The 21,788-nt window shown below is 68.4% G+C and carries 21 protein-coding genes; 13 read left to right on the top strand and 8 right to left on the bottom strand.

Going from position 1 to position 21,788, the window contains the following annotated elements; all coding sequences use genetic code 11:
- The first annotated feature begins 76 nt into the window (after positions 1–76).
- Both ACSVDM_RS23955 and katG read left to right on the top strand, forming a co-directional pair.
- On the top strand, positions 77–490 hold the full coding sequence (locus ACSVDM_RS23955) for a Fur family transcriptional regulator (protein WP_174552199.1): 414 nt from the start codon (positions 77–79) through the stop codon (positions 488–490).
- 29 nt (positions 491–519) lie between these two features.
- Positions 520–2,748 carry a catalase/peroxidase HPI gene (gene katG, locus ACSVDM_RS23950; protein WP_439268040.1) on the top strand — a complete coding sequence of 743 codons (2,229 nt, stop codon included), beginning with the start codon at positions 520–522 and terminating at the stop codon, positions 2,746–2,748.
- Between the two features lie 49 nt (positions 2,749–2,797).
- Here the strand turns inward: katG and ACSVDM_RS23945 are convergent, their stop codons facing one another.
- Both ACSVDM_RS23945 and ACSVDM_RS23940 read right to left on the bottom strand, forming a co-directional pair.
- Complete coding sequence (locus ACSVDM_RS23945) at positions 2,798–3,301, bottom strand: flavin reductase family protein (RefSeq protein WP_439268038.1); 504 nt, start codon at positions 3,299–3,301, stop codon at positions 2,798–2,800.
- A gap of 220 nt (positions 3,302–3,521) precedes the next feature.
- Positions 3,522–4,577: a hypothetical protein gene (locus tag ACSVDM_RS23940; protein WP_439268036.1), complete on the bottom strand. Its 1,056-nt coding sequence runs from the start codon at positions 4,575–4,577 to the stop codon at positions 3,522–3,524.
- 154 nt (positions 4,578–4,731) lie between these two features.
- Between ACSVDM_RS23940 and ACSVDM_RS23935 the strand changes: the two genes are divergently transcribed.
- Positions 4,732–5,598 carry a class I SAM-dependent methyltransferase gene (locus tag ACSVDM_RS23935; RefSeq protein ID WP_439268034.1) on the top strand — a complete coding sequence of 289 codons (867 nt, stop codon included), beginning with the start codon at positions 4,732–4,734 and terminating at the stop codon, positions 5,596–5,598.
- A gap of 9 nt (positions 5,599–5,607) precedes the next feature.
- On the opposite strand, the gene ACSVDM_RS23930 is transcribed toward ACSVDM_RS23935, so the two are convergent.
- From ACSVDM_RS23930 to ACSVDM_RS23920, 3 genes are read right to left on the bottom strand one after another with little or no spacing between them, the layout of a single operon-like run.
- A complete protein-coding gene (locus ACSVDM_RS23930) occupies positions 5,608–6,810 on the bottom strand; it encodes an aminotransferase class V-fold PLP-dependent enzyme (protein WP_439268032.1) in 1,203 nt (400 codons plus the stop codon).
- 3 nt (positions 6,811–6,813) lie between these two features.
- On the bottom strand, positions 6,814–8,133 hold the full coding sequence (locus tag ACSVDM_RS23925; protein ID WP_439268030.1) for a pyridoxal-phosphate dependent enzyme: 1,320 nt from the start codon (positions 8,131–8,133) through the stop codon (positions 6,814–6,816).
- Positions 8,130–9,569, bottom strand: a complete 1,440-nt coding sequence (locus tag ACSVDM_RS23920) for a Y4yA family PLP-dependent enzyme (protein WP_439268028.1) — start codon at positions 9,567–9,569, stop codon at positions 8,130–8,132. The genes ACSVDM_RS23925 and ACSVDM_RS23920 overlap by 4 nt, the downstream gene beginning before the upstream one ends.
- 178 nt (positions 9,570–9,747) lie before the next feature.
- Between ACSVDM_RS23920 and ACSVDM_RS23915 the strand changes: the two genes are divergently transcribed.
- The 6 genes from ACSVDM_RS23915 (at position 9,748) to ACSVDM_RS23890 (ending at position 15,990) form a co-directional block, all read left to right on the top strand.
- Positions 9,748–10,767 (top strand): glutathione S-transferase family protein, encoded by a 1,020-nt coding sequence (locus ACSVDM_RS23915; protein ID WP_439268026.1) that lies wholly within the window; start codon positions 9,748–9,750, stop codon positions 10,765–10,767.
- Between the two features lie 128 nt (positions 10,768–10,895).
- Positions 10,896–11,069, top strand: coding sequence for a CsbD family protein (locus ACSVDM_RS23910; RefSeq protein ID WP_067639236.1), 174 nt, complete (start codon positions 10,896–10,898; stop codon positions 11,067–11,069).
- Between the two features lie 187 nt (positions 11,070–11,256).
- A complete protein-coding gene (locus tag ACSVDM_RS23905; RefSeq protein WP_439268023.1) occupies positions 11,257–12,618 on the top strand; it encodes an MFS transporter in 1,362 nt (453 codons plus the stop codon).
- Positions 12,619–12,664: 46 nt separating this feature from the next.
- Positions 12,665–13,324, top strand: coding sequence for a response regulator transcription factor (locus tag ACSVDM_RS23900; protein ID WP_357145058.1), 660 nt, complete (start codon positions 12,665–12,667; stop codon positions 13,322–13,324).
- A gap of 16 nt (positions 13,325–13,340) precedes the next feature.
- The gene (locus ACSVDM_RS23895) at positions 13,341–15,017 is read left to right on the top strand and encodes a sensor histidine kinase (RefSeq protein WP_439268021.1); all 1,677 of its coding nucleotides are present in this window, start codon (positions 13,341–13,343) and stop codon (positions 15,015–15,017) included.
- Positions 15,018–15,081: 64 nt separating this feature from the next.
- Positions 15,082–15,990: a TAXI family TRAP transporter solute-binding subunit gene (locus ACSVDM_RS23890; RefSeq protein WP_439268019.1), complete on the top strand. Its 909-nt coding sequence runs from the start codon at positions 15,082–15,084 to the stop codon at positions 15,988–15,990.
- Between the two features lie 202 nt (positions 15,991–16,192).
- Here the strand turns inward: ACSVDM_RS23890 and ACSVDM_RS23885 are convergent, their stop codons facing one another.
- The 3 genes from ACSVDM_RS23885 to ACSVDM_RS23875 form a co-directional block, all read right to left on the bottom strand.
- Positions 16,193–17,557, bottom strand: a complete 1,365-nt coding sequence (locus ACSVDM_RS23885) for a serine hydrolase domain-containing protein (protein WP_439268017.1) — start codon at positions 17,555–17,557, stop codon at positions 16,193–16,195.
- Positions 17,558–17,611: 54 nt separating this feature from the next.
- Entirely contained in the window at positions 17,612–18,283 is a 672-nt protein-coding gene (locus ACSVDM_RS23880; RefSeq protein ID WP_439268014.1) for a cutinase family protein, read from the bottom strand.
- Positions 18,284–18,432: 149 nt separating this feature from the next.
- A complete protein-coding gene (locus tag ACSVDM_RS23875) occupies positions 18,433–18,792 on the bottom strand; it encodes an Rv2640c family ArsR-like transcriptional regulator (protein WP_067639255.1) in 360 nt (119 codons plus the stop codon).
- Between the two features lie 99 nt (positions 18,793–18,891).
- On the opposite strand from ACSVDM_RS23875, the gene ACSVDM_RS23870 reads away from it, so the two are divergent.
- The 4 genes from ACSVDM_RS23870 to ACSVDM_RS23855 all read left to right on the top strand — a co-directional run bounded on the left by ACSVDM_RS23870 (position 18,892) and on the right by ACSVDM_RS23855 (position 21,769).
- The gene (locus ACSVDM_RS23870) at positions 18,892–19,404 is read left to right on the top strand and encodes an ArsI/CadI family heavy metal resistance metalloenzyme (RefSeq protein WP_439268012.1); all 513 of its coding nucleotides are present in this window, start codon (positions 18,892–18,894) and stop codon (positions 19,402–19,404) included.
- A 94-nt stretch (positions 19,405–19,498) separates the two neighbouring features.
- The gene (locus tag ACSVDM_RS23865) at positions 19,499–20,068 is read left to right on the top strand and encodes a TetR/AcrR family transcriptional regulator (RefSeq protein ID WP_067639259.1); all 570 of its coding nucleotides are present in this window, start codon (positions 19,499–19,501) and stop codon (positions 20,066–20,068) included.
- Between the two features lie 73 nt (positions 20,069–20,141).
- Complete coding sequence (locus ACSVDM_RS23860) at positions 20,142–21,176, top strand: medium chain dehydrogenase/reductase family protein (RefSeq protein WP_439268010.1); 1,035 nt, start codon at positions 20,142–20,144, stop codon at positions 21,174–21,176.
- Positions 21,177–21,205: 29 nt separating this feature from the next.
- Positions 21,206–21,769: an ABC transporter permease gene (locus tag ACSVDM_RS23855; RefSeq protein ID WP_067639263.1), complete on the top strand. Its 564-nt coding sequence runs from the start codon at positions 21,206–21,208 to the stop codon at positions 21,767–21,769.
- Positions 21,770–21,788: the final 19 nt, after the last annotated feature.

Below are 21,788 nucleotides of genomic sequence, written 5' to 3'. Positions count from 1 at the left end.
CCGGAACAAATACTTGACTGATTCAAGAAAACGGGGAAGACTTCGTGGCGTGCCGACGGACCAGGAATTCCAGCAGATGCTGCGGGGAGTTTCACTGCGCGTCACAGCTCCGCGTGTCGCGGTGCTGGGCGCTGTGCACGAACATCCGCATGCCGATACCGATTCGGTGATCCGGGCGGTCCGCTCGCGCCTGCCCGGGGTGTCCCACCAGGCGGTCTACGACTCGCTGCGCACCCTGACCGGCGCCGGACTGCTGCGCTGCATCCAGCCACGCGGCCTGGTCGCCCGATACGAGTCGCGCGTCGGCGACAACCATCACCACCTCATCTGCCGGGACTGCGGCGCGATCTTCGACGTCGACTGCCAGGTCGGCGAAGCACCCTGTCTCACCGCGGCCGACGACCACGGCTTCGCCATCGATGAAGCCGAGGTCATCTACTGGGGCCTGTGCCCCGACTGCGCGCACGCACCGTCCACCCCTAACGAGTAGTCCGCACCACCCGTCCAGGAAGGAATATCGTGACCTCCGATAGCCGCCCACCCACTCCTGACACCGAGACCTCGAGCACCAGCGAGAGCGAGAACCCCGCGATCCCCTCGCCCGAGCCCAAGGCGCATCGCCCGCTGACCAATCAGGACTGGTGGCCCGAGCAGATCGACGTCTCGGTCCTGCACGCGCACTCGTCCAAGTCCAACCCGCTCGGCGAGGACTTCGACTACGCCAAGGAATTCGCCAAGCTCGACGTCGAAGCGCTCAAGGCCGACATCGCCGCGGTCCTCACCGATTCCCAGGACTGGTGGCCCGCCGACTACGGCAACTACGGCGGCCTGTTCATCCGGATGAGCTGGCATGCGGCCGGTACCTACCGGATCGCCGACGGCCGCGGCGGCGGCGGGCAGGGCGCGCAGCGCTTCGCCCCGCTCAACAGCTGGCCCGACAACGCCAATCTCGACAAGGCGCGCAGGCTGCTGTGGCCGGTGAAGCAGAAGTACGGCAACAAGATCTCCTGGGCCGACCTCCTGGTCTTCACGGGCAATGTCGCGCTGGAGTCGATGGGCTTCAAGACCTTCGGCTTCGGCTTCGGCCGCCCCGACATCTGGGAGCCCGAAGAGATGTTCTGGGGCCCGGAAGACACCTGGCTCGGCGACGAGCGCTACAGCGGTGACCGCGAGCTCTCGGGACCGCTCGGTGCGGTGCAGATGGGCCTGATCTATGTGAATCCGGAAGGCCCCAACGGCAGGCCCGACCCGGTAGCGGCGGCCCGCGACATCCGCGAGACCTTCGGCCGAATGGCGATGAACGACGAGGAGACCGCGGCGCTGATCGTCGGCGGGCACAGCTTCGGCAAGACCCACGGCGCGGGTGACGCGAGCCTGGTCGGACCCGAGCCCGAGGCCGCCCCGCTCGAGCAGCAGGGTCTCGGCTGGAAGAGTTCCTTCGGCACCGGCAAGGGCAAGGACGCCATCACCAGTGGACTCGAGGTCGTCTGGACCGCGACACCCACCCAGTGGAGCAACGGCTTCCTGAAGAACCTGTACGGCTTCGAATGGGAACTCACCAAGAGCCCCGCGGGCGCGTGGCAGTGGAAGCCGAAAGACGGTGCGGGCGAAGGACTCATCCCCGATCCGTTCGGCGGTCCGGCCCGCACGCCGACGATGCTCACCACCGACCTGGCCCTGCGCGAGGACCCGATCTACGGTGAGATCACCCGGCGCTGGCTCGATCATCCCGAGGAGCTGGCCGAGGCCTTCGCCAAGGCCTGGTACAAGCTGCTGCACCGCGACATGGGTCCGCTGAGCCGCTACCTCGGCCCGTGGGTGGCCGAGCCGCAGCTGTGGCAGGACCCGGTCCCGGCCGTCGACCACGAACTGGTCGACGACAACGATGTCGCGGCGCTCAAGCGCACCGTGCTCGACTCCGGTCTCACCGTCGCCCAGCTGGTCAAGACGGCGTGGGCGTCTGCGGCCAGCTTCCGCAGCACCGACAAGCGCGGCGGCGCCAACGGTGCCCGCATCCGGCTGGAACCGCAGCGTGACTGGGAGATCAACGAGCCGGCCGAGCTGGCCAAGGTGCTCGAGGTGCTCGAGCGCATCCAGCAGGACTTCAACGCCTCGGCTACCGGTGGCAAGAAGATCTCGCTGGCCGACCTGATCGTCCTCGCGGGTTCCGCGGCGGTCGAGAAGGCCGCCCAGGACGCCGGTCACACGGTGACGGTGCCGTTCCACCCGGGACGCACCGACGCCACCCAGGAGTCCACCGACGTCGAGTCGTTCGCCGTGCTCGAGCCGCGCGCCGACGGTTTCCGCAACTACGTGCGTCCGGGTGAGAAGGCGCCGCTCGAGCGTCTGCTGCTCGACCGCGCGTACATGCTCGATGTGACCGCACCGCAGATGACCGTGCTGGTCGGCGGCTTGCGTGCGCTCGGCGCCAACCACGGTGGCAGCTCGCACGGTGTGTTCACCGATCGCCCGGGGGTGCTGTCCACCGACTTCTTCGTGAATCTGCTCGACCAGAACACCGAGTGGAAGCCGGCCGAGTCGGGGGAGAACGTCTACGAGGGCTTCGATCGCAAGACCGGCGCCAAGCGCTGGACGGCCACGGCCAACGACCTCGTGTTCGGCTCGCACTCGGTCCTGCGCGCGGTCTCGGAGGTGTACGCCCAGAGCGACGCGGGCGAGAAGTTCGTGCGGGACTTCGTCGACGCCTGGGTCAAGGTGGTCGACAACGACCGGTTCGACCTGCGCTGATCCCCGCCGACGGCCCGGAACCCACCACGATTCCGGGCCGTCGTCGTGTTCAGGCGGGGTGACCCGGCTTCAATTCGGCGACCGCGCTCAGATGCAGGATCGCGTGGTCGCTCGACGGCGCTTCGGCCGCGACGGGCGCGAGGAGCACGCCGAGATGGTCGCCGAGGTCGATGCGCTCGAGGATCTCCCCCGCGAACCAGCCGGCCGCGCTGGTGAGGATCGGCAGCCCGTGTGGGCCGGTGTGCCAGTCACATCTGGCGAACTTGTCGGTGTCGTCCCCGGTCGTGGTGGCGAACAGCCCGGCCACCTCGAAATGCCGGGCCGCGATCAGATGCACGGCGAGATGTGTTGCCGTGTTGGCTGTTTCGTAGGTGTGGTTGCTCTTGGACAAGCCGACGAGGAACCGGCGCGGCTCGATACTCACCTGCGTGGCGAATCCGACGAGGCAGCCCGCGCGATGGCCGTGCGCGCTGGTGGTGACGATCCAGACGGGCGCGTCCGCGGCTGAGATCACCGCGTCGAAGGAGTCCGTGGGGTCGGTGTCGGCAGACATGGAGTCGAGTCTAGAACTCCTCGTCACGGCCGACGACACGCGAAATCCACACCGATCATCGCTCGAGCCGGATCCGGATGCCCGCCATGCGCTCGGAGCCACCGCGCTGCCCGCCAGCCCGATGCGAGCGACCAGGCCGTACTTGCGCTTCATCAGACCGGTGAAGTGCGCGAGGCAGTGCGCCGCCTCCTGTGACACGCACGAACGAAACCGTGGCGGCCTAGGAGTCGTCGTCCGCTTCGTCGTCGTCCTCGTCCTCGTCGGGATCGACCAAGCCCACATCCAGGTCGACCGAGAAGCCCGGAATCGACAGTGGGTCGCCGGATTCGTGCATGGTGAGGTACTCGGTGCCGAGGCCGAGCCGGTGCAACAGGACCGTGGTGACGGTCGCGGCGGCGCGGGCATCGGTTGACACGTCGGACCAGCAGCGCAGCGCGGTGCCATCGGGGCGATCGGTGAAGCCGAGGGCGGCCAGGTGGTGGCGCGTGGCATCGGTGACCGCAGCGGACACGCGGATCTCGTTGGAAGACAGCGTGAATCGCACCTGACGGTCCGGGGAGTGCTCGAGGTCGTAGAAGTCGAGCACCAGGGGTTGCGGGCCCGGGCCGAGGGCGCGCATCGCGAGATGGAGGCTGGTCACGAGGTCGGTGAGCAGGCCACGCAGGTGCGCGAGGGTGTACACGCTCCACACTTCGGCCCCGCGACCGGGCGAACCCGCGGACCACGTGTAGTCGACCTCGTAGTCGTCGGCGCTGGTGTACTCCAGATCGTGCTCGTCGGCGGGAACCCAGTCGTCCTCGTCGAGGAATTCCGGGTAGTGGTATTGCGTTTTCCAGTTCCACCATCGGCGGTTCCCGTCGACCTCGAGCGAGCGGATACCCAGCTCGAGGTCGCCGTCGGTCGCCAGTTCGAGGGTGTACAGCGTCGGCCCGTCGATCCAGCCGACGTCGAGATCCTCCGAGAGGCCGCTGTACCAGGTGGGCTCACCCCACGCCGCCACCGCGCGATCGAGGTAGGTGCGGAACTGTTCGGGCTCGACCTTCGCGACGGGAACGGAGAACAGTCGGCACGGCTTGTTCTCGTCGTAGGGATCGTCGTCGCCGAAAGTATGGGTACCTGCGGGCATGTCGGGAATGTCGACCGAGCCGTCGCTCGCGAGTGTGCCGCCCATCGCGCGACAGGCGCGTTCGATGTCGGTGCGCGTGCAGTCACGGAAATCAGCGGCGCGCAGCCGCGCGAACAGGTCGGTCAAGCGGGTGTCGGGCAGGAGCTCCATACCGAGCACAGTAGGCCGGGGTACCGACAGCTTCTCGGTGGAAGCTGTTGCAGGGGTTGTTGATTCATAGCCACGCACCGATTGCCGCCACCGCGGATCCGCGATCGGCGTGTCCCCATTCGAGTTGAAAATGATGTTCAGTAGCATGTGCGCTATGACGATCATTCATGAGCGCCGCGGGGGGCGTGCGGGGACCGGGACCTCGACCGGGGAACCGGCCGCGGCCGAGGCCGTATTCCTCGACGCGACGCTGGCGTTGCTCGAGCCGTTGGCGGTCGCGCCGGGCCAGATTGTCGTCGATGTGGGGCCGGGGGCCGGAACGTCGACCGTCGCGTTGGCACGAGCTGTCGGTGAGGCAGGGCGTGTGTACGCGGTGGACCTCGATCCGGCGATGCTCGAGCTGACCATCGAGGCCGCGCGTGCGGCCGGAGTCAGCGACCGGGTCCGCGCGGTCCTGCACGACCTCGAGGACGGCGCACCACCACTACCCGAACCGGCCGACGTGGTCTGGTCGTCCTGGTGTGTGCACCACGCGCACGACTGGGACGCGGCCGTCCGGTCCCTCACCCGGCTGCTGCGACCCGGCGGCGTCCTCGGCATCGCCGAAGGCGGTCTGCCCACCCGCTGCCTGCCGTGGGACGTCGGAATCGGCAGGCCGGGCCTGGAGATTCGGCTCGACGAGGCGCACGACCAGCAGTTCACGCGCTGGTTCTTCGACCGCCCGGCAGCGGTGCGACCGCGCCGCGCCTGGACCACGATCCTCGCCGACGCCGGTCTCCTCGACGTCACCGCCTCGACGGCGTTGGTCGACCTGCCCGCTCCCCTACCCACCGAAGTCCGCCGGGTCGTGCTCGACGAATTCGCCGCTCGGGTGCGCCGGGCGGCACCGTACCTCGACGACACCGACACAGCGGTCTGGCAGCGACTCCTCGACCCGCACGACGAACACTGGCTGGGCACCCGCGACGACCTCACCCTCCTCAGCGCGCGCACCGCATTCCGAGGCCGCACCCCCGCCTGACCAGATCGCTCAGCTGCTCATTCCCTCGCACCGACGCACCACCTCGAGCACCCGGTCGATCTCGCCGGGGGTGTTGTAGACGTGCACACTCACCCGCACGGCGTGGTCGTCGGAATCACGGCCCGCCTGGCAGTGCCCGTCGGCGCGCACCATGATCCCCTCGTCGGCGAGCACGAAGCCCAGGTCGTCGGAGCGCACCGCGCGATGCCGGAAGGTCACCAGTGCCTCGCGCCGCTGCACGGTCGATTCGGCGGTGAGACTGTCCTGACAGCCGAGCACCTGCACTCCCGGCAGTCGGGCCAAGCCGTCGGTGAGTCGCAGGGTCAAAGCGCTTGTCCACGCGCCGATCTCGGCCGTTCCGGCGGCATCGAGCCAGTCGAAGGCGGCGGCCATGCTGACGATGCCCGCCGTGTTCGGTGTCCCCTCCCACCCGCGTAGGGCGAAGCGCGGGCCACGCCGATTGCGCGCCCACACCGCCCCTATGCCGGGCAGTGCCAGCATCTTGTGCCCGGAGAACACCACGAAATCCACATCGAGGTCGGCGACCGACACCGGCCGGTGCCCGACGCTCTGCGCGGCGTCGAGACAGATCGGCACATCGGGTCCCACCGCCTGACGCACCCGGTGCACGTTCATGTCGACACCGAAGACGTGATGCACGTGGGTGACAGCGACGAAGCGGGTGCGGTCGGTGACCACCGACGGCAGGGCCCGATGGTCGTAGTCACCCGAGGCGGGGTCGACCGGCACCGCGACGATGCGTACGCGAATACCACCGCGCGCCAAGTCGTCTCGCATGTCGCGCCAGGGACGCAGATTGGCTTCGTGGTCACCGAACGGGACGATGATCTCGTCGCCGTCGAGGAGCTGATCGGCCAACCAGTCCTGCGCCACCGCCCGCAATCCGTGACTCGTGCCGCCGACGAACTCCACCGAGGAACCGGTCGTGGTGTCGCCCAGGGCGATTCGTACCCGATCGCGGGCACGCTCGATGCGGCTGGTCGTCGCGGTCGCCCACGGATAGGAGCCGCGCCCGACATTGGCATTGCCGGTGGTGAGGAAATCGGTGACCGCGTCGAGCACCGCGGTCGGTTTCTGGGTCGTGGCCGCGCTGTCGAGATAGGCCACGTCGGGATTGCGCGTGAGAATCGGGAACTGGGCGCGTAGTCCGGCCTGCCAGTCGGCCAACCGGTCGAGAACGTCGTCGGTCATGGCTCAGTCCCTGACCAGTGGTGCGCCGGCGTCGCGCCAGGCCACGACACCGCCGCGCAGACTCCGCGCGTCCCGGTGCCCCATCCGGGTGAGCAGGGCCGCGTAGCGCGCGGACTTCTCACCGACCGGGCACACGAGCAGCACCGGGGTGCCCGCACCGAACGGCAGCCCGCCGTGGACGAGTTCGTCGAACAGTTCGTCGACGATATTGATCGAGCCCTCGATGTGGACCGCGCCGTAGGCGAAGGCACCGCGCAGGTCGACGACCACCGGCCGGTCCCGGGCGATCCACTCACGCGCCTGGTCCACGTCGACGGTTGCCACGGCGGCGATCTCGGCGTCGGTCACCGTGCTCACCGAATTCGGGCGCACCGGTTGCTCGAGCAGATCGGGCCTGCGCTTGCGCACATAGCTGAGATAGCTCTCCACCCGATCGCACACGATGAACACGGCGGTGCGCCGCTCGGTGAGCTCCGCGTCGACGGCCCGCAGATGACGCAGCGCCCCGAAGTAGGCGGCACCCGCCGTCGGCCCGCCGAGGATCCCGCAGCGGCGGTTGAGAGTGAGCATGCCCTCGATCGCCTCCTGCGAGGTCACCGCGTCGATGGTGTCGTAGTTGTCCGGGTCGAACAGGCCGACTTCGTTGATCTCGTCGATATTGCGGATGCCGGGGATGAAATCGGACTTGTCGGCGACCAACCCGATCACCGAAACCGCCGGATTGTGTTCGCGCAGCACACCGGCCACCCCCGTCGAGGATCCGGCGGTGCCGATACAGGCGACGAAGATGTCGGGGCCCGCGCCGTCGAGGTCCTTGATGATCTCCGGTGCGGTCCCGGTGCGGTGCGCGTCGAGGTTGCGGGTGTTGAAGTACTGATCGGTGTGCAGGTAGCCGCCGCCGTCCTCGGACAGCATCCGGTACATGCGGCTGAGCGGGTCTTCGGTGTCGGTCGGGTCGAGGCATTCGGTCTGGCCCGGCAGCTCCTCGATGCGGGCGCCGAGCAACAGCAGCAGCTCTTTGATCTCGGGCACCTTCATGCGGTTGGTGACGCTCTTGAACGGCAGTCCGTGCATCGCCGCGATCACCGCCAGCGCCTTGGCGGTGTTGCCGCTGGACAACTCGACCACCGCGTCACCCTGTTCCACGGCTCGGGACAGGCCGTCGCGCACCATGTTCCAGGCCGGGCGGTCCTTCACCGAACCGAACGGGTTGAGCATCTCCATCTTCGCGTAGAGGTCGATATTGGTGAGCCCGTGTACGGCCGGATCGATCCGGACCAGCGGTGTGTCCCCGATGACGTCGAGAATGCTGTCGTACTTCATGCGCGGTTCCCTTCCACGGGCCAATACTGTTCATCCAGGCACCACGTCCACCCGCCCTCGCCGGGGCGGACCGCGATCGTGCGGGCGACCGGTTGCATCAGCGCGGAATCGGCCGCGAAATCCATGAAGTAGCCCGCGGTGTTCACGAACGCGAGCAGATCCCCCGGCACCGGAGTGCGCGCCAGGGTGACTTTGCGGCGGGTGATGAAGTCGTCTTCGAGACAGAGATTGCCCGTGAGGTACACACCGACCGGCTCGCCGGAACGTTCGGGCAGCAGCACCGGATCCATCAGCACCGCATGGTGTTCGGCGCTGATGTCACGGGAATTCGCGGCCACCCGGACCAGAATTTCGCCCTCCTCGGTGGTGCGCACCTCCGAGACCAGGGCCAGGGTGAGGCCGCATTGGTCGGTCAGCGAGCGACCGGGTTCGATGTGCAGGTCGTAAAGGTTTTCCAGCAGCAGGGTGGCCAATGTCCGGCCCAGCGAGGGCGATTCGCGGCGCAGCAGTTCGTCCAGGTAGTCCGCACCGGCGAGTTCGCGATGGGCGGGATAGAGGCCGAGGGTGCCGCGCAGCGTACCCGCCTGTGCGCGCAGGCCGTAACCGTGGCTGTGCCAGGTCATGGGTGGGCGTGTGCCGAGCACCGCGTTGCCGAGTTCGGTGGTGTAGCGGTGCCATTCGGCACGGTCACGCAGATAGCTCACGCCGAAACCGCCGCCGATATCGATCGCGGTGGGGGTGAATCCCCTGATCTGGGCTTCCCGCATCGCCAGCAGGCACCCTTCCAGGGCCAGGGCCTTCTCGTCGAGGCCGGTGGTGTCGAGGTGGTAGGCCATGCCACGCAGGTCGAGGGCGGCGCGGTGCCCGTCGAGAAGGTCGAGGGCCGAGGGCAGTTCGCGGATGTGCAGGCCGAAACGGCTGCGTCTGCTGGCAATGGTCACCCCCGGCGAGTCGAACGCCGACAGCCGGATCATCACCCGCGTTCGCGGCAATCCCGAACCGGTGACCAGCCGGGCGAGCTCGGCGAGTTCCTCGCGGGAGTCGGCGTTGACGACCGCACCGACCCGTGCGGCGAGCCACAGGAATTCCCGGTCCTTGGGACCGGTCGCCATGATGCGGTCACCGGTGAATCCGCACTCGAGCGCGTGCCGCAGCTCCCCGAGCGAGGCCACGTCGATTCCGCACTCCCCCGCCGCCAGCGCGCGGACGATCGCGCTCGACCGGTTCGCCTTGTGCGCGAAGAAGATGTTCCCGCTCAGCCGGTGCGCGCCGTACACGGCGCGGTAACTCGCCGCGTTCTCCTCCAGTTGTTGTGGCACAACCACGTTCAGTGGCGATCCGAGCGCGGCCACCAGCTCGGCGAGCCTGCCGGGAGTGTCGAGTATCGCGCGAAGCGACCCACCGATTCGCGGCGTCAAGACCAGGTCCGGTTCCACACTGCCCCCATCCGAGCCACGTTTGTTGACAATGATTTTCGCTAGGACATCATGTCCCCGACCCCTTTCCCACACAAGCCGGCGAGCGTCACTGCGCCACAACAGGTTCGATTTCCAGGGTAGCCACCACCGCCCGCAGGTGACCGGTTTCGCCCGTCCGATATGCGACACTGACCCGATGAGCGATGCCGACGCCGGTGCGGGCAGCTACGTCGAGAAGGGCGAGTTCCGCCGCGACACCAACTACATCACCACACGCATCACCACCGACGGCCGCGACGGCTACCCCGTCGAACCCGGCCGCTACCGCTTGGTCGCGGCCCGCGCCTGCCCGTGGGCCAACCGCACGCTGATCGTGCGTCGCCTGCTGGGGCTCGAGCCGGTGCTGTCACTCGGCCTGTGCGGGCCCACCCACGACAAACTCAGCTGGACCTTCGACCTCGATCCAGGCGGCGTCGACCCGGTGCTCGGTATCCATCGCCTGCGTGACGCCTACCTGGCCCGGTTCCCGGACTATCCGCGTGGGATCACCGTGCCCGCGATGGTCGAGATCGCGACCGGGCAGGTGGTCACCAACGACTACGCCCAGATCACCCTCGATTTCTCCACCGAGTGGAGCGCCTATCACCGGCCGGGCGCGCCGCAGCTGTATCCCGAACCGCTGCGCGACGAGATCGACGCGATCAACCGGGAAGTGTTCACCGAGATCAACAACGGCGTGTACCGCTGCGGTTTCGCCGGGGCGCAGGACGCCTACGACGCGGCTTACGACCGGCTTTTCGCCGCGCTCGACCGGGTGAGTGAGCGGTTGCGCACCCAGCGCTATCTCGTCGGCGACACCATCACCGAAGCCGACGTGCGGTTGTTCACCACCCTGGCCCGCTTCGATCCGGTCTATCACGGCCACTTCAAGTGCAACCGCACCAAGCTCAGCGAGATGCCGGTGCTGTGGGCCTACGCCCGCGACCTGTTCCAGACACCCGGCTTCGGTGACACCATCGACTTCGGCCAGATCAAGGAGCACTACTACGTGGTGCACCGCGACATCAATCCCACCGGCATCGTCCCGAAGGGCCCGGACCTGTCTAACTGGCTCACCCCGCACCACCGCGAGGAACTGGGCGGCCGCCCCTTCGGGGACGGCACCCCACCGCCCCCGCCGCATCCCGGCGAACAGGTACCCGCGATCACGGAGTGACCGGCCTCACCAGTGAAAATGGTTGCGCCTGATTGCCTTTCCGAATCCGGGGTATGCGCTCAGCGGGTCCAACGGACGGCCCACGGTCACCGACGCTGACCGAGCGATCTGTCTGGAAGGAACGAACTGTGAGTCTCGCGGACAAGGCGAAGCACAAGGCCGAAGAGCTCATCGGCAAGGCCAAGGAAGCGGCGGGCAAGTCGACCGACGACCGCTACCTGGAGCACGAGGGCAAGACCGATCAGACCAAGGCCAACATCAAGGACGCGGGCGAGAAGGCCAAGGACGCCTTCCGCCACTGACACCTGACGCCCCGCGAAACGCCTCGAACCCTTCGGTCCGGGGCGTTTCGTGCTGTCCGGACCAGACCCGGGCGGGCATCGTCCTAAGGGAATGTTAGGAACCTCCGTTGCGGCTTCCGTGGGGGCTGTGACAGCCGACACAGTGGTCTGCGACGGCGCACTGCCGCGCCGAAAGAGGAGGTCCAAGGTGACAACGACACAGGTCGGTGGTGAGAAGCGGGTCGTCGCGAATGTGTTGCGCGGGTCGATCGGCAATCTCGTCGAGTGGTACGACTGGTACGTCTACGCCGCGTTCAGCGTGTACTTCGCGAAGGCGTTCTTCCCCGACGGCGACCCGACGGCCCAATTGCTCTCGACGGCGGCGGTTTTCGCGGTCGGGTTCATCATGCGCCCGATCGGTGGGTGGGCGCTCGGCCGCTACGCCGACCGGTTCGGTCGTCGCGCCGCGCTCACCCTGTCGGTCACCGTGATGGCCGCCGGTTCGCTGATGATCGCGGTGACTCCCGGCTTCTCGACCATCGGCATCGCGGCGCCCGTGCTGTTGCTGCTGGCGCGGCTGCTGCAAGGACTCTCCGTCGGCGGCGAATACGCCACCAGCGCCACGTATCTGTCGGAGGTGGCCTCACCGGGGCGGCGCGGCTTCTACTCCAGCTTCCAGTACGTGACCCTGGTCGCCGGCCAGCTCACCGCGCTCGGTGTGCAGATCGTGCTGCAGCAGGTGCTCTCCGCCGAGCAGATGTACAGCTGGGGCTGGCGCATTCCGTTCCTGATCGGCGCGGGCGGCGCCATCGTGGTGATGCTGCTGCGCCGCGGCATGGACGAATCCGAGTCGTTCGAGGCCGCGACGAAAACCGCCGCCGCGGCCCCGAGCAGCTCGCGCGGTTCGCTGCGCGTGCTGCTGCAATACCCGCGCGAATGCCTGCTGGTCGTGGGCCTGACCATGGGTGGCACCGTGGCGTTCTACACCTACACGACCTACATGCAGAAGTTCATGATCAACACCTCGGGCATCTCCAAGGACACCGTCGCCTGGATCAACTTCGTCGCACTGCTGGTCTTCGTGGTGCTGCAGCCGATCGCGGGCGGACTGTCCGACCGCATCGGTCGCCGCAAACTGCTCATCTTCTTCGGCGTCGCGGGCACCCTGCTGACGGTGCCGATCATGACCACCCTCGCCCACACCGCCAACCCGCTGGCCGCCTTCGGCCTGATGATGCTCGCGTTGGTGATCGTCACCGGCTACACCTCGATCAACTCGATCGTGAAGGCCGAACTGTTCCCGACCAAGATCCGCGCGCTCGGCGTAGGCCTGCCGTACGCGCTCACCGTCGCCATCTTCGGTGGCACCGCCGAGATGATCGCGTTGGCGCTGAAGAAGGCGGACCTCGAGTCGCTGTACTTCTTCTACGTCGCCGGATGTATCGGGATCTCGCTGCTCACGTACTACTTCATGCGGGAGACCTCGGCCGAGTCGACCATCGAAGCCGAACGCCAGGTCCACGCCGCCCCGGTGGAGCCGGAACGGACGATGGCCGCCGTGCGTGGCTGACCGTGCGGTACACGCGCCGATCCAGGCCCTGTGGGAGGATCGGCGCGTGCGGCTTGCGGTGGTCGAAGACGACGACGGAGTGGGCGACGCCCTGGTGGAGGCGCTCACCGCACGCGGCTACCGCGCCGAGCGCATGCGCCGCGGCGCCGACCTGCTCATCGCCCACCGCGACTACGACGCCGTCCTCCTCGACCTCGGCCTGCCGGACGCCGACGGACTGCAGGTACTTCGGCAACTGCGCGAGGTGAGCGCCGTGCCGGTGCTGATCCTGACCGCTCGCAGCGACGAACGGTCCATCGTGCGCGGGCTGCGGGGCGGGGCCGACGACTATGTGGTGAAACCACCGCGGATCGCGGAGCTGATGGCGCGGCTCGAGACGGTGCTGCGGCGGGCCGCCGCCGTCGCCAACCAGAGCAGAACCGAAGTCGTCACCGGGGACGTGCGCGTCGACCTGCGCGCCCGCACGGTCGAGGTGGGCGGAACCCCGGTCTCGCTCACCCAGAAGGAATTCGAGCTGGTCGAGGCGCTCGTGGAGCGACCGGGTGCGGCGGTGAGCAGGCAGCAGCTGATGGACCGTATCTGGGGCGACGCGTTCGTCGCGGTCTCCCGCTCTCTCGATGTCCACATGACCGGGTTGCGCGCCAAACTGAACCGGCCGGGACTGATCACCACCATTCGCGGCTACGGGTATCGGTGGGGGCAGTGATCACCGGAGGACGCGCGTGCGCCGCCGACTGCTGATCGTGCTCACCGTGTTCGCCGCGCTGGCGGTGCTGGCCTTCGCGGTGCCGCTGTCACTCACCGCCGCCACCAGCCGAACCCAGCAACTGGTCCTCGGCCGTTCCGGCGATGCCGACCGTTTCGCCACCCTCGCCGACGGCGCCGGTTCCCCCGACGGCGTGCGCGCGCTCGCCGACGAAGTGCACCGCTATCACGAGCTGTACGGCGAGAACGTGCTCGTCGTCGACGCGCGGGGCTCGCCGATCGTCAATGCCGGTGTGGCGGTGACCGATTCGCGCATCAGCGCGGCGCTGGCGGCGGCGCGGCGCAACCAGCGTCCCCAGCACCAGGATCGGCTCACGCCGTGGAGTGCACCGGTCATGCTCGTCGCGCGCCCTGTCGGCACCGGTGTGCAGGTGAACGGGGCCGTCGTGATCGAGGCGTCGACCGCGGCGGCTCGTGCCGCGATCGCCAGGACCTGGGCTGTGATCGCGGTCGGCGGGTTGGGCGCGATGATCGGGTTCGTGCTGTTGGCGCTCGTTCTGAGCCGCTGGGTGCTGCGTCCGCTGGCCGCGATGTCGGACGCCGTCGCCGAGCTCACCGCCACCCTGCCCAAACCGCGTGGGCGCGCACCGATCACCAGGAACTACGGTGGTCCGCCCGAGGTTCGGGCCTTGGCCGAGTCTGTCGACGCCATGGCTACCGCGGTCGGCGACTCCGCCGACGCGCAACGTCAACTCGTCGCCGATACCGCACACGCCATGCGTAATCCCCTGGCTGCCTTGATGATTCGACTGGACTCACTCGAGTTCGCCGTGCCCGACACTGCGTCGGCGACTTTTCGCGGCGCCACCGCGGAGGTGGAACGGTTGACCGCGCTGCTGGATGATCTGCTGGAACTGGCCGTGGCGGAAGCACCCGCGTCGTTCGGGACCGCGGCTTCCGAGGAGGAACAGTGCGATCCGGCGCAAGTCGTCGCCGACCGCATCGATGCGTGGGTGTCGGCGTTCCAGGAGGCGGGCGTTCAGTTGGCTGCGGTCCCACGGTCGGCTCCTCGCGTTCAGCCGCTGGATTCGAGTGGTGCGTCCGGTGGGACCAGCGTGACCGCATCTTGTGTTTCCTCGTCGCAAGGCAGCGGCGAGATCAGCTCGGCCGCTACGCACGACCCACCGCCAGACGACAGCGGGGCGATCAACTCGGCCGCAGCGCACATTCCACCGTCGAACGACAACGGCGCGATCGACTCGGCGACTGCGCACCTTTCGCCATTGGACGACATCGGCGCGATCGACTCGGACGCCGCTCGGGTTTCGGCACCAGGCGGCGGGGCGGTGTCCGCGGCGATCAGTTCGGCGGCGCTGGCGCAGATTCTCGATGTGGCGCTGAGCAATTCCTGCCGATACGCGGGTGCCGGAGCACACACCCACGTCACCATCGAGGCCGAGCAGGGCTGGGTGACGGTGCGGGTCGCCGACGACGGGATCGGTGTCGCACCGGAGGAACTCGACAAACTCACCACCCGCTTCTTCCGCGGCACCACGTCTGTCCCGGGCGGTACCGGGCTCGGACTCTCGATCGCGCAGGCATTGGCCAGAGCGCACGGTGGCGAGCTGGCCGTGGAGGCGGTGCGGCCACACGGACTCGCCGTGGCGATCCGGCTACCGGCGGTGCTTCGATGAGCGGCGCCGTGCTGAGCAGGCACTGTCCGATGCGGGCGGTGACCCGGTGAGCGGCGCGGTGCCGATGACGCGTCGTCGGATGCTCGCGCTGACAGCGCTCGCCTCGGCGGCGCTCTTCGGCTGTGGCACGGGCGACCGGTCGACAGTGCGCTTGGCCTCCGGCGAGGACGGCGGCTTCTATTTCGCCTTCGCCCGACTACTGGCAGACGCGGCCGCGAAGGAAACCGACCACGTCCGGATCGAGCCGGTGGAAACCGCGGGCTCCCAACAGAATCTGCGGATGATCGCCGACGGCGAGGTCGAAACCGCACTGGCACTGGCGGATTCGGTCGGCGACTTCGGCGGCCGGGTACTGGCATTGGGCCGCGTGTACGAGAACTACCTGCAGTTGGCGGTTCGTGCCGACAGCGGCATCGAACAGGTAGCCGACCTGCGTGGAAGACGGGTGAACCTCGGCGCGGCCGGTTCGGGTGCCGCGGTGACCGGTGCGCGTCTCCTGACCGCGGCAGGCCTGGCCCCGGCCGCCGATGTGGTGATCGAACACCGTCCCCTGCGCGAGGCCACCCGGGCATTGACCGACGGCGACATCGACGCCTTGCTGTGGGCAGGCGGCGTACCGACCGCCGCCCTCACCGTGCCCGATCCGATGCGGCTGCTCGACCTCGGCGCACTGGTCGCACCGATGCGCGCGGAGTACGGCCCCGTCTACGACCACGTCGCCATCCCCGCCGACGCCTACCCGGGCAGCCCCGCCGTCCACACCATCGGCGTCACCAACCTGCTCCTCGCCACCGCGACCCTGCCCGACGAAACAGCCGCCGCCATCGTCGAACTCCTCCTCTGGCACGCCGATGCCCTGGTCCCCGCCGAGGCCGCGGGCACCCAATTCCTCGACGGCCGTTTCCTCATCGGCACCGGCACCGTCCCCCTGCACCCCGCCGCCGCCGAGGTCTACCGCCGCTGGCACGGCTGACCGGGTGCCGCGATGCTTTGCAGGGCGCGCATCCTCGCGGCGGGACCGACGAGAGCCGAGGGAGGATCTTCGACTCGTCGGTGATCGCGACGGACTTGTCGAACCGCCCCACCCCAGCCACCGGGCCGGCGGTCCGTGACAGGGCCGCCGTCGCCGCTGCCGGCCGAACGAATCCCGAACCGTCCGCGGCGGACCGATAGGGTCAGCGCGCTCCGGGTATCGCGTCGGCGAGCTGATCGGCCGCGTCCAGTGCCAACCCGAAGATGTCGGCGGGCAGGGTTCGGCCGTGGCAGACGGCGATATCGCAGCCGGCGTAGGCGCCGGTGCCCAGCAGGATCGCCGAGAGGTTCTGCGCGTCGAGCAGCAGCGCGCGTTCCTCCGGTGTCGCGCCGGTCCGATGGATCGGGTCGGGCGCGATGTTCGGGTCATCGAGGGGGTCCGGCTGGTTCTCGACGGCGGTGACGATCCGGTGGAACAGCATTCGATTGTCGGGATTGCTTGTGCCGGTGAGGAACCCTGTGAGATTGTTCGGATCGATGGTCGCGGGTACGCCGAGCCGGACGATTACCAGGTCACGGCTGGGAATCACCACGGCCAACTGGCCGAGGGCGCCGGAGAAGGCGATCGTGTCGTGTGGGAGGCCGGGGAACAGTCGATGGTTGTAGTGGGCGGGCACCGGCACGTTCACTCCGCGGAAGGTCTCTCCTGCGTTCAGCCACAACAGGAAGCCGTACCCGCCGTTGGCCGCGGTCGGCGTGGCGGCCTGGCGCAGGTAGCCGGCGTCGATCAGCCGGTTGCCCGCCCATTCGCCCTGTTGCAGAACGAGTCGCGCGATCCGGGCCAGGTCGGCGGGGCGCATCGCCAGACCACCGGCGACGGCGGTGGTGGCGTCGCGATCACGCAGCCACACCCAGTGATCGCGGGGAATACCCAACGGGCCCATCAGTTCTCGCTGCACGAAGTCCTGATAGTCCAGGCCGGTGGTGATCTCGATGATGCGTGGGAGCAGGCCGAGCACCGCCTGCGCGTACTGGAAGGTGGTGCCCGGTTCGTAGTCGATCGGGGCCGCCAGGATTCGGTCGACGGTGCTGGTGGCGATCGACGCGACGTCGACGGGCCAGGAGAAGTGCAGGCCGGTGGTCTGCGTGAGGACCTGGCGCGCCGTGATCCGCGCGTGCGCGGGGTCGGCTGTGGGGAAGAACCGGCCGATCGGGTCGTCGAGCCCGAAGTGACCGAGGGTCACCGCCCGACCGACCGCGATGGCGGTGACCCCTTTGCTCGCGCTGAACAGCGGCATCGGCAGGTCGCCGGTCGGAGCGTGGTCGGCCACCAGGCAGCCGTGCCGGTAGACCTGGATGGCGTGGGCCTTCGCACCGATGCCGAAATCGATCGCGGCGGCCAGCGCGGCCGCGTCCATGCCGACCTCGGCGGCGGCGCGCCGTTCGGGTACGGCACCGGGTGCGGGCTCTACGCACCGGGTCTGCGCCTGCGCGGTTGGCGGGTGGACCACCGCGGGACTCAGCGCCAGCGCGGCGGCGAGTACGACCATGCCCAATCGGGACGACATGAACAAGACCTCCAGGGGTGACGCGGCCCTGAAGGCCGGTCGTCGATCGATGGGTCAGACCCGGGCGGCGACGAAGGCCGCGGCTTCCTGGGCGTACCCCTGGTATTGCAGGTGGACGTTCCAGTCCGCTCCCTGTGGGTCGCACACCGGGTCGTTGTCGTTGCACACGTCGTAGGTGCGATCGGCGTACACGCCGGTGACCTCACGTCCCACCCCGCGAACAGGGTTGCCGAACAACAGGATCGCCGCGATCCTCGGTGCCAGTTCGGCGGGCAGGGTGGCCACGATCGGGCCGCCGACCCGGGCGCCCTCGCTGCTGATCCCGATCGAGTTGTCCACCACGTTGGCGCCCTGGGAGTAGCCGACGAGCACGAACTTCTGGGCCGGGCAGGCCGCTGCCCGTTCGACCACATGATCGACCAGGTCGCGGTTACCTGCTTGCACGGAGGCGGGCTGGTCGTAACCGGCCGGGTACTGCACCCGGTAGGCGTTCGTCGACTGTGACAAGGCGGCATCGATGGCCGCGTAGACCGGGTTGCCGACCACGGAGCCCAGCCAGTACTGGCTCCACAGGCCGCCGGGTTCGTTGGTTCCGCGCGCGGCGACGACGTGCACGTCTACGCAGCCCGCCGCCTGGGCGGGAGCGGTACCCACCACGGTGGTCATGGTGCCCGCCAGTACGGCGGCGGAAAGTGCCAGGCCCACGCGGGCGCGGATGTCGATCACGGCTCGTCCTTCGCATCGGTCGTCGATGGTCGAGAGCGTATGCGGACCGACCCGGGCCGATCGGTGCACGGCACGCGCTTTTGGCCCGGTTCACACCGAATGCGACGACCACGCCACCGTTCGGTCACCGATTTCCAGGGGCCGTCGGCTCAGCTGCAGCAGTTGGGGTCGAGCACCGTGCACAGCGCGGACAGCGCCTCGCGGCGTGCCCGGTGGAAGGTGTTCATCCCGCGTCGCTCGGATTCGACGAGACCGGCCTTACGCAACTGCCCGAGATGATGCGAGACGGTCGACTCGCTCAGCTCGACGGCACCGGCCAGGTCACCACCATTGCTCTCCCCTGCCGGAGTGGTGAGCAGCAATGACAGCAGTTTCACCCGTACCGGGTCGGCGATGGCCTTGAGCCGCAACGCCACCTCCAGCGCGGCGGCATCGTCGACCGGTGCCGCCGCCACGGGTGCGCAGCAGACGGGAGCGGACATATCGATCACGGGTAGCGCCTTGGGCATGTCGACGACTCTACGCTCGGTATTGACATATGTCGAAAAGGTGAGCACACTCGAGCTCGCAAGTTCTTCGACATATGTCTCACAAGCGGAGGTTCGATCATGTCCCGAATTCAACTGGCCCTCAATGTCGACGATCTCGACCAGGCCGTGCGTTTCTACTCGACCCTGTTCGCCACCGAGCCGGCCAAGCGCAAGCCCGGCTACGCCAACTTCGCCGTCACCGACCCGCCGCTCAAGCTGGTGCTGATCGAGAACGCGGGCAAGGGCGGCAGCCTCAACCACCTCGGCGTGGAGGTCGAGTCGTCCGAGCAGGTGCACGGCGAGATCGCGCGCCTGTCGCAAGCGGGGTTGTTCACCGAGGAGCAGATCGCCACGACCTGTTGCTTCGCCACCCAGGACAAGGCGTGGGTGAGCGCGCCCGACGCCGAGCGGTGGGAGGTCTACACCATCCTGGCCGACAGCGAAACCTTCGGTAGCGCACCGCAACTCGCCGAAGTGGAGCAGGGCGACGCGTGCTGCGGCACTGCAGCGGAGGCCGAGGCGGAAGGCGCCTGCTGCGGCACCGAGGCCAAGCAGAAGGCGGTGGCGTCGGGCGCGAGTTGCTGCAGCTGACGAGTCGGCCCGGTGCGAGAATGCCTGAGCCGGGCCAGAACTCGATGTTCCGCGGAGTTGACGCGTCCGAAAGAGTGAGTGTACAGTCACTCACATGAGCAAGAGCGGAGCAACACTCTCCCGGTCCGACATCCGCCGCGACGCCGTGGTCGACGCCGCGATCGTCGAGTTCGCTCGCACCGGCTACCACGGCACCCCGATCAGCACGGTCGCGGCGACGGCACAGATCTCCCCTGCCTATGTATTCAAGCTGTTCCCCGGCAAGGTCGCCCTGTTCGTCGCCGCGCTCGAGCGGTGCTTCGACCGGATCGCGGCGGCCATGTCGGCCGGTGCGGCACAGTCGGCCGGCGACAGCCCCGAGCAGATCCTCTACGACATGGGCGGCGCCTATGCGCAGTTGATCAGCGATCGGAGCCTGCTCATGCTGCAGGTCCACGCCCAATCGGTGGCCGAGGTGCCCGAGATCGGCGCGGCGATGCGCGCCGGGCTCGCCCGGATCACCGAACTCGCCAAACACCGCTCCGGCGCCGCGGACGAGCACGTCCAGCGGTTCATCGCCTTCGGCCAGCTCTGCCACCTCATCACCACCCTCGGCCTCGACGGTGACGACAGCCCGTGGGCGAGGATCGTCACCGCGGGCATCCGGCACCCCGACGCCGGCTGACCAAACCGATGCCCCCTCGCGGGGCATTTTTTCGACCCATCGAGTGATTGACCAGTCACACACTAGGAGAATCATGTCTGTCATCGCCACCGAAATCGTCCTGCCCGATCGGGTCGATCCCGATGGTCTGCTGGTGACCCGGCGTCCGTTGCCCGACCCCGGTCCCGGTCAGGCCGTGGTCGCGGTCGAGGCGAGCGGTGTCTCGTTCGCCGAGCAGCAGATGCGGCGCGGCAAGTACTACGACCAGCCGCCCTTCCCCTTCGTTCCCGGTTACGACCTGGTCGGTACCGTCCTCGCGGTCGGTGCCGGTGTCGAGCCGGACATGGTCGGCCGCCGGGTCGCCGCACTGACCAAGATCGGCGGGTGGAGCAGTCACGCCGTGCTCGATGCCGCCGATCTCGTCGCGGTGCCCGACGGGCTCGCTGCCGATGCGGCGGAAACCTTTGTCGTCAACGGCATCACGGCCTGGGAGATGTTGTTCCGCATCGCGAAGGCGCGCACCGGGCAGACGGTGCTGGTGCACGGCGCCAACGGGGGCGTCGGCTCGACACTGGTGCAGCTGGCCCGCGCGGAGGGCATTCAGGTCATCGGCACGTCGTCGGCGCGTCATGCCGAGGCTGTGCGTGCGCTCGGCGCCACCTGGGTGGACTATCGCGGTGATGTGGGTCAGCAGGTCCGGGCGCTGGCACCCGGTGGCGTGGACGCGGTGTTCGACCATATCGGCGGCCCGGGGATCGCGGATTCGTTCGCGCTGCTCGCGCCCGGTGGCACCCTGGTGTCCTACGGCACCGCGTCGACCAAGGACGACGAGGGCAATTCGCGGCTTCCGGTCCTGCGGTTGCTCGTCCGGTTGCTGGTGTGGAACGCGTTGCCCAACAAGCGCAATGCGCATTTCTTCAATCTGTGGGCGGGCAAGCGCGATCTGCCGCGTTTCCGTGCCCGCATCGCCGAGGACCTGTCGGACGTTTTCGATCTCGCCGCGCGCGGTGTGCTGCGCGCGCAGATCGGTGCGCGCGTGCCGCTGTCGGAGGCCGGGCGAGCGATGCGGCTGGCCGAATCGCGCACCGTCGTCGGCAAAGTCGTCCTGGTCGCCGACACCGAGTCCTGAAATCCCCCACTGATCCTGGAGAAATTGCGATGTCCGCTCTGCGTGTTCTGCTCGACAACCGTCCGTCCTACCTCAGTTTCGGTGCCGCGTGGCTGCTCGGGCACGGCGCTTACGCCGTATCCCACGGTGATTCACCGCTCGTGCGGCTGCCCGCCGCGGTGCCGGGCGCACTGCTGGTCGGTGGCCTGCTGATCGCGATGGTGGTGACCAGTGTGGTCACGATGCGCGCCAAGCGCGGCGCCACCGGGGCCGAGGCGGTGGTCGGCAATCTGCTCGCCGCGTCGTGGCTGGTGGGTTTCGGAGCACTGTTCTTCGTCATCACGGCGCTGAGTTCGGCGCTGGCCGACGACAACGTGCGAATGCTGCTGTGGCCCACGGGTTCCGGACTCGTCGTCGGCCTGCTGTATCTCGCCGGCGGTGCCGCTTACCGTGACGTGTTGCAGTACGCGCTCGGTGCGTGGCTGGCATTGACGTCCTCGGCGGCGCTGTTCCTGACGGGTGCGAGCCCGTATTGGGTGCTGGCGCTGGCCGGTGGTGGCAGTTACCTGGTCGCGGCCGCACTCGAACCCCGTCGCCGCGCTGTCGCTGCTTGAATCAGCGTTCGGCCGTCGT

It is taken from the genome of Nocardia sp. JW2 (assembly GCF_051843015.1).
Lineage (GTDB): Bacteria > Actinomycetota > Actinomycetes > Mycobacteriales > Mycobacteriaceae > Nocardia > Nocardia coubleae.
Note: the sequence above shows the minus strand (reverse complement) of the source record. Positions and strands in the feature narration are given on the sequence as shown.